This is a genomic window from Parabacteroides sp. AM58-2XD, assembly GCF_003463685.1.
GTDB lineage: Bacteria > Bacteroidota > Bacteroidia > Bacteroidales > Tannerellaceae > Parabacteroides > Parabacteroides segnis.
Genome location: NZ_QSDP01000039.1, coordinates 44085 through 52367, shown reverse-complemented (window position 1 = coordinate 52367; position 8283 = coordinate 44085). Strand labels below are relative to the sequence as shown.

The following is an 8283-nucleotide window of genomic DNA, read 5'->3' as shown; positions in this document are numbered from 1 at the left end:
TTATTCTTAAAACAATATACTATAATAGATTATTAATCAACAATCTAAATCGATTAAGTAATAGTTTTTTTACTGTAAATTAGATATTTATTTTAATGCGTCTGCCCTGGTCGGTCGTATAACGTATCTCCATATCCGGTCGGATACAGGTGAGGACAACTTTCAATGTATCGTTGTTGCCTGTTACCAGATGGTCGATGTTGAACATGGAACGGGCGTGGTTTACTCCCAGATAATCATAATGTTGTGTTAATACATCCAGGCGTTTCAGGAAGCCGGGCCAGTCTTTCCGGTCTTTTCCCGACCAGGCTATTTCGGCAACGGCGGCCAGACGGGGGAAAAGCAGGTATTCGACATCTTCTGCCGAATAGCAGAATTCCGTCCACATACATCCTTGCACGCCTATCAGGTTGGCGGCAACTTTCGGGTCCCAATCCGGCTGTATAGGTTCATAGTCGTATACGCCTTTTAAGGTATTGTTTCCGAAATAAGTACGTGGTTCAAACCATTGCGGGCCCTGATAGCGAATCAGGTAGAGGACGCGTGCCGGGGTCATAATAAACTTATGTCCCAGTTGCCCTGCCTTATATCCGGCCGTCCCCATTCCTTGCCATCCCAGGATTGTGGCGCCGTCGGGTATTTTGCTGTTGATGAGTTCGTCCCATCCGATGACCTGCTTGCCTTTACTTTTTACATAATCGGACATGCGGTTCATGAAATATCCCTGTAAATCTTCGATGTCCGTGTATCCTTCGGCTTTCATCCGTGCCTGGCAAAGCGGGCATTTCTTCCAGTTCTTTTTAGAGGCTTCATCGCCTCCCAGATTGATATAGGAAGAGGGGAAAAGGTCGGCCACTTCGTCTATCACATCTTCCAGAAAAGAATAGACTTTGTCGTTACCGGCGCAATAGACGATTTCAGAGGCATGTGCACCCATTCCTGGAATGACGCTGATAAAATCTTTTACTATGGGGCATGCCAGTTCCGGGTAAGCGGCCAGCGAGGAATTGGTATGTGCCGGCATCTCTATTTCCGGAATGATTTCGACCTGGCGGGCATTCGCATAGGCAATAATCTCTTTCATATCCTCCTGTGTGTAAAATCCGCCTATGGGTGTCGGTTCACTCGGTTTAGCATTTTTGCGTTGGGAGAAATCCCCTTCGCGTGCAACCCGCCAGGCACCGACTTCCGTTAACCGGGGATATTTCTTTATTTCCAGTCGCCAGCCGTTTCCGTCGACGAGATGCAAATTTAGTCTGTTCAGTTTCAGCATAGCCATGTAATCAATGATTTTGATTACATTTTCTTTAGGAATGAAACAGCGGGAGACATCGAGTAATAATCCGCGGTAGGGGAAACGCGGACTATCCTGTACGTTTAATGCCGGTACGTTCCATTGGATATTACTAACCGGTTCTTTGTTTTCTATAGCGGGAGGAAGCAACTGGCGGATTGACTGCACGGCATAGAAGAATCCTTCTTTACCGGCTGCCTGGATAGAGATACGGGATGGGGTTATATCCAGTTTATAGCATTCTTTTACGAGTGTTGTGTCGGTAGAAAAAATGACGGAGGCGGAAGCGGCGGACGAACCAGTGTTTACCACAGGTGTAAATCCGGCAGAAGAGGTAAACAAATCAGCTAATAATCCGGCAATCGGTTTCTGTTCCCGATTCTCGACCTGGATGACAGTATTCTTGCTGAATGTGAAATGGCTGTTTCCGGCTACTTGTTGTTCCGGTAGCGGGATGATATTCATTTCAGCCGGACCGGAGGTGGTGCATCCGGTAACTAACCAGCCAATAAATAAAAAAAGAAGGAGTTTGCCTTTTGCCATTTGATATACTTTTAGTGTTAACAATTTCGCTTTTATACTACCGGAGTATGCTGTTACAAATGTAGATGTATAGTTGGCGGTTAATGTCAGGATTTGTACAAAAAACTTCAATATTTGTCCAGAAAAGGGGAGAAATGTTGATTCCTAAGTGTTATTGGAGGAATATTAGTCCCGTAAGAACTCATGTTCTCTTATTTATTCAGCAAAGATATAAAAAGATTTTTTTACACAAAGATGCTTCTCTTATAGTTTATGGGCCAGGATTTTATTTCTTACTTAATTCTAACAAGTATACGGTAAAATTTAGTGAAGCGATATATAGTGTTTTATAGTCAGGCTGTACACCCTAGATTCTAAAACAGTAACTATTCCTCTGGTTATTCGTTATAATAAGCTACCTGTAAACTACCGAAGTATTTAATTCAATGACTAATTCTTTAATAATCTATTGATTAAGATACAATGGCATGAGTTCTTACGGAACACTGGTATTAATCTATTAATCAAACATTGAAGGTGTTGGCTACAAGAGTGTATATATATTTATTTTATGTCTTTTTTTGTTATTCGGCTCATACAAGCGTTATATCAGGAATGACCTGGTTCATGTTCTGTTGTAGCTTATTGGTTATAATAGGGCTGTTCTTTGTTTTCTGTCTGATCGTGAAAAAGCGGAAAAAGAAATCATCAGTTACACGTCTGCATTGGGCGGGGAAAGTGGTTGATGCCAATCTGCACAGGTTATTCACGGACTTTTCTGTAGGAAAGTATTCCGTTCTGATTATGGAGGATGAACCGGAACTTCTGAATTATCTGAAGATTTCATTGAAAACACATTTCAGGCAAGTGTATGTGGCGGAAGAAGGGGGAGAAGCATTGAATATCGCTGTGCATTGTGTACCCGATATTGTTGTTTGTGATATGATGATGTCTCGTATGAATGGCTTTGAATTTTGCCGGCAATTAAAAAGCACGCCGGAAGTCAGCCATATCCCGGTTATTTTGTTGACCGCCAGGGCAGACCAGGGTAGTACGATACAAGGATATAAAGAAGGAGTAGATTTTTATTTGCCGAAACCGTTTGATCTGGAGTTCTTGCTGGTAATGATCTGTAATCTTTTAAAGAACAGGGAAGCGGTTAAGCAACGTTATAAAAGCGATATTGCAGTCATTTCTCTTAAAGAAGATACGATTAGCAATGCGGATGAGGTATTTATGAAGAAACTGAATGAATTGATCGGGAGACAGTTGGAAAACCCAGACCTGGATGTGAACTATGTCGCCACGCAAATGGCAATGAGCCGTGCCTCCCTGTATAATAAGCTGAAGGCATTGACCGATATCAGTATCGGCGATTATATTAATAAATTCAGAATGACCCGTGTGATGGAACTGCTGGCGGATAAGAATCTCAGCATCCTGGAGGTTTCAGAGAAGGCAGGGTTCGCCAACCAGCGTTATTTTAGTACGGTATTTAAACAGGCGTACGGAACGACTCCGTCCAAATACCGTCAGGAACATTTCAGTTGAAAATTCTTATTTCCGGATGGGCAGCAGGTAGATGATACGTGCGGAGATTACCTGGCTGGACGATTTGTTGAAGTAATCGCTTTTGCGGCTACCGTAAATATCACCCAGCGCATAATAATAGCGTCCTTCCAGCAGGAAATAACCGATGCCGGTACGCAGTTCAAGCCCCGGACCACCACACAATCCCCAATCGAATTTTTTCTGGATGGCCATGTTGTGTTGCTCATTGGAGCCGGCGTTCGTATTTGTCTCGTTCGGGTTTGTTTCCGTCTTTTCGCTGAAGGCATAACCTATTTTGGGACCCAGGTTAAAATAAAACTTGAATCTGTTGCTGCCGAAATAGATATGGGTGAAGAACGGAATTTCGAAATAATTGATCGTACGACTGTATTTATAGGTCGGATGCTCTTCGAATTCCTCGTCCCATCCCTGTTGGCTGAAATTCAGTTCGGTTTGTAACCCCAGATTCTTTTCCGTGTTCCAGCGCAGCACCAGTCCGGCATTGTACCCCTGTTTCATTTTCGTATATACCTTGGGATTGAAACTTACGGACGAGAAGTTCATTCCGAAGGAAGCACCAACGGAGACCTCCTGAGGAAACCTGTTTTGCTGTGCCATGGCGCTTATAATAATGGCCAGGCACAAAAAGGATGTGATTATACTCTTTCTAATCATCTTACTTCGCTACGTGTTACGTTAAAATCACTCTGGTAGTGAACGATAAATATATTGGTATTGATGAATCCGCCCCAATTATTTACCCGTTCAAAATCGAATCTGGTTTGTATGCTCTTATAACGGATCTTGTCCAGGTTGTTTTCGAAATTGGAACCATATTTTTTGATGGCATCAAAAAAGAACATACCAGTGTCGAATCCTAATATACCGTATTTAGGGAACGTATTGATCAGGTTCTTACTATACCATGTCTTATATTTTGAATAGAAATCAGCAACTTCGGGCGAAAGGTTGTCGGCATAGAAGTTACTATATATATATGTATTCAGAGCGAAGAAGTCATCCAGGCATTCGCGGGTATACGTCTGCCATTCCGGATAACCGAACAGGGTGATATTGCATTCGGGTTTAGACTCAGCCAGCATGCGTAAAGGCGATTTGAGTTTATTCAGTGCATCCAGTGAGCCGGAAGTCGGAACGATCACGCTTCGTTTATCTGTACTGAGCATAGCTTCTATCTCGACTGGGAATGTTTCGGCTGAGTAGGTCAGTTCACGCCAGGCGATATTCCGTTGTTTCATTTCTGCTTTGAAGGCTTTGATGAAATCCGTTTTCTCTTCTGTGCCGGGCACTTTTACCAGGATGATATTATCGTTCCCAAACAGGTCGCAACCAGCTTGGGATGCTTTGGCATACAAATAGGAGTGAGGCGTATTAACTTGGTATACATGCGCATTGGATAATACATCGTCATTTTTGGAAGTGAATGGGATCACGTATTTGATATTATTCTTTTCTGCAAATTCGGCAACGGGAGCGATCTGGTCGTTTTGTACGGCTCCGATGATCAGGTTGGCTTCCTTCAAAGCATCTTCTTTCAGGATTTCTTTCACCTTCTTGGTTCCGTTGCCAGTATCGAAGACGGAAAGTTCGATCGAACAACCGCTGTTACGAAGCTGTCGACAGCCAGCAGCATACCTCGTAATATTCAATAAAACGCAACGTGTTTGCAGATGGAGTTGCTTCGTTTGTCATGAACGGCAATAACAAAGCTACCTTGATCATATTGACGCGCTTGATCTCTTGGGGGATCGACAAAAGGGCATTGACGTCTCTTTCATGCATGGCAGGAGCTGTTTCAGTCACTGTCTCTTTAGTCTCTACCGGTATTTTAATGACCATACCGGCTTTTACTCCGTTTTTCAGTTCGGGGTTCCTTTTGATCAGTTCTGCACTGGACACATTGAATTTCCGGCAAATGCGGTACATCGTTTCTTTCTTGGCGATCGTATATTCGATTTCCTTGGTTACGGTCTTTACTTCTTTGGTCGGCAGTGTTTCTATAGGAGTTGCCGGGATACGGATCGTCTTGCCAATGGTAAAAGTGGAAACGGATAATCCCGGGTTTGCCGCGATAATATCAGGACCGGGCACTTTGTACCGGATAGATAATGAATACAGCGTTTCTTTAGGTTGTATAGTATGATACAGATAATTATCTTCAGCGTTTCCCATCGGAGCGGAACTTACATCCTTTTGCGGGATTTTTAAGGTGGCTCCGGCCTTTATTGATTCGCGACTTTCGGGATTCAGGTGATAAATGTCGTCGACAGTTACTCCGTACATGGTAGCGATCGAGTAGACTGTTTGTCCCCGTTCAATCGTATGATAAAATATATTATCATTTAATTCGTTAGTAGTAATGATCCGTGCTCTGTTGTTTTGTGAATACAAGGAGACAGCGGAAAAACTCAGGCATAACGTCAATACGTATATACTAATCTTATTCATTTGCTGATTCGAATATTTGCAGCAAAGATAGTGTATGTCCGTATAAAATACTAATTTTGGAAGCTAATTAGGTTATAATATATGCAAAGGAATTGTTTAAGAAGAGTGATCGGAACGCTCTGTTTTTTGTTATTGATACTTGCAGCACATGCTCAAAAATATACGGTAACAGGGGGGAGAGGTACGCCTTTGTTAGTGGATGCAGGTGTAGATATGAACAAGAATCAGCATTTGGAAGTCTATCTTGTTTATGGTATGGATAACGTACAAATCAGTTATACTTCATCTTCTACTTCGCATCAATGGTATAGGTATAAGACCAAAAGGCTGGAAGCAGAGAAGATTCCGTCTGTTCAGAATGGAACAACTTCTGTGGTAAGTAATTTGGAAGAAGGATATGGGTATTATGTTGAAGAAACCGGTCTTTCGGAAGCATATGTTTGGCTTATAGATTATAGTAAATATGTGTTTGAGATATCAAGTTTTTATATAGATACACAACGTAGTAATTGTACTAATATGTATTTGGGTGGTATTGCAGAAATGCCGGAAATGAGGTATAATTATCCTCAGACAGGTACTTCAAAAATATTAAACCGTGAGTTTGAGGTTATTTATCAGACAGAGAAGATGAGAGAAGATAAGACTTCTTTTCTTTCTGAAACTGTAATTGAAACAATTAATAATCCTTTTAAAGATCCTGTTCCAGCTCCGCTTTGTGACACAGACGTTACTTTAAAAGGTGACCTCTTCGCTCGTCATTTCGGTGTGGAGAAAACAATGACGACTGATGTCTATCAGGCCATCGCCGTTGAAGCTGTTATGAAAATAGATACTTTGTCTTATGCCTCTGATGTGCCTAATATGGTCGTAAAAGGCGACAGTCTCTCTGCTCCGGTCGAGTTTAATTTTACGGCAATTGCTAATACGCCGGTTGCTGCTATGTTTAATTGGAAGATATACAGGAAAGATGAAGGCGGAGGAAGCAGTGAAGGTAATGAAGAGGGCGAAGAGAATTACGGTACGTTATTGGGAGATTTTAGCGGAGAGGAAACCTCTTTTGTTTTCAACCAAAACGGTACTTATGTGGTTAGATTAACAGTGAACGACCGGACTGGCCAATGCCAGGCAAATCCCCCTGATGTTACGGTAAACATTTCGGATTCTTATCTCGATGTCCCGAATGCTTTTTCGCCCGGTACATCGCCCGGTATCAACGACGAGTTCAGGGTGGCCTATCGCTCTCTGACCCGTTTCAAATGTTGGATATTCAATCGGTGGGGAGTGGAAATGTATCATTGGACGGACCCGTCGAAAGGCTGGGACGGCAAAAAGGGAGGCAAGTATGTGGCCCCCGGTGTTTATTTTTATGTGATTGAGGCTACCGGCTCGGACGGTAAACCTATAAAGAGAAAAGGTTCTATTAACATTCTTAGATCAAAACAAATTCAGGATGAGATTATCGAAGAATAGTATATTCAGTTTTTTGTCAGGCGGTCTGATCTGCCTGACTGCTTGTTTGTCTATCGGCTCAAGCGATTCGGAAAAAGTAATGGACGGGCGTCCGGTGGTGATGTCGATGACATCGTCGCCCGATATACCGGCGTCGGTTACTTTCTGTGGTAAACCTATTGATCTGACCCGCTATAATATGCGCGAAGGGTTCGACCGTGAAATGAGTAGTTTTACTTATTTCCATTCGACCACCATGTTATTGATCAAGCGAGCCAACCGCTATTTCCCGGTTATCGAACCTATATTGAAAGCAAACGGTATCCCCGATGACTTCAAGTATCTGGCTGTGATAGAGAGTCATCTGGACCCGCGTGTGTCGTCGCCGGCACGTGCCGTGGGAATGTGGCAGTTTCTGGAAGGGACAGGTAAACAATATGGTCTGACTGTTACTCCGACGGTCGATGAACGTTGCCACGTAGCCAAGGCGACCGAGGCTGCCTGCAAATATTTGAAAGCTGCTTACGACAAATACGGTGACTGGGCGAATGTGGCCGCTTCTTATAATGCGGGCATGGGACGTATCTCCGGCGAACTGACCAAACAGGAAGCCGACAGCACCTCGATCTTTGGTTGGTAGAGGAAACAAGCCGTTACGTCTATCGTATCATGGCGATCAAACAGATATTTGAGAACCCGTATAAATATGGTTTCGTGCTCCGGGCGGAAGACCTGTACAAGCCGGTTGCCTGCGAAGATGTGGCTGTCTCGTCAGATATTCCCGATTTGTCTGCTTTTGCACAGAAGTATGATATAACCTATGCCGACCTGAAACGCTTCAACCCCTGGTTGCGTGACCGGAAATTGCAGACATTGGGGAAGACTTATACGCTTCAGGTTCCCAAACAAAGTGATATGTATTACAAGACACCAAACACGTACGTGCATAACCCGGTTTGGGTGGTAAGATAAATTCCTTCCGGGTGTAATCGGAG

5 protein-coding genes and 2 pseudogenes are annotated in these 8283 nt (G+C 43.2%); 3 read left to right on the top strand and 4 right to left on the bottom strand.

The features are described from left to right. Positions 1-109 precede the first annotated feature (109 nt). Positions 110-1837: pseudogene (locus DXA15_RS11300) on the bottom strand (beta-N-acetylhexosaminidase); the annotation flags it as partial. A 663-nt stretch (positions 1838-2500) separates the two neighbouring features. Between DXA15_RS11300 and DXA15_RS11295 the strand changes: the two are divergent. Further along, positions 2501-3367: a response regulator gene (locus DXA15_RS11295; protein WP_233567190.1), complete on the top strand. Its 867-nt coding sequence runs from the start codon at positions 2501-2503 to the stop codon at positions 3365-3367. A gap of 6 nt (positions 3368-3373) precedes the next feature. On the opposite strand, the gene DXA15_RS11290 is transcribed toward DXA15_RS11295, so the two are convergent. The 3 genes from DXA15_RS11290 to DXA15_RS26370 are packed head-to-tail and all read right to left on the bottom strand — an operon-like array spanning position 3374 to position 5836. Then, on the bottom strand, positions 3374-4042 hold the full coding sequence (locus tag DXA15_RS11290; protein ID WP_199676289.1) for a porin family protein: 669 nt from the start codon (positions 4040-4042) through the stop codon (positions 3374-3376). Next, positions 4039-5037 carry a hypothetical protein gene (locus DXA15_RS26375; protein ID WP_233567189.1) on the bottom strand — a complete coding sequence of 333 codons (999 nt, stop codon included), beginning with the start codon at positions 5035-5037 and terminating at the stop codon, positions 4039-4041. Before DXA15_RS26375 ends, DXA15_RS11290 begins: the two co-directional genes overlap by 4 nt. Continuing rightward, entirely contained in the window at positions 4994-5836 is an 843-nt protein-coding gene (locus DXA15_RS26370) for a LysM peptidoglycan-binding domain-containing protein (protein ID WP_233567187.1), read from the bottom strand. Before DXA15_RS26370 ends, DXA15_RS26375 begins: the two co-directional genes overlap by 44 nt. Before the next feature lie 81 nt (positions 5837-5917). Here DXA15_RS26370 and DXA15_RS11280 point away from each other — a divergent pair, with 81 nt between their 5' ends. After that, positions 5918-7309: a gliding motility-associated C-terminal domain-containing protein gene (locus DXA15_RS11280; protein ID WP_128134076.1), complete on the top strand. Its 1392-nt coding sequence runs from the start codon at positions 5918-5920 to the stop codon at positions 7307-7309. Further along, positions 7290-8260, top strand: a pseudogene (locus tag DXA15_RS11275) (lytic transglycosylase domain-containing protein). The gene DXA15_RS11280 and the pseudogene DXA15_RS11275 overlap by 20 nt, the downstream one beginning before the upstream one ends. The last annotated feature ends 23 nt before the right edge of the window (positions 8261-8283 follow it).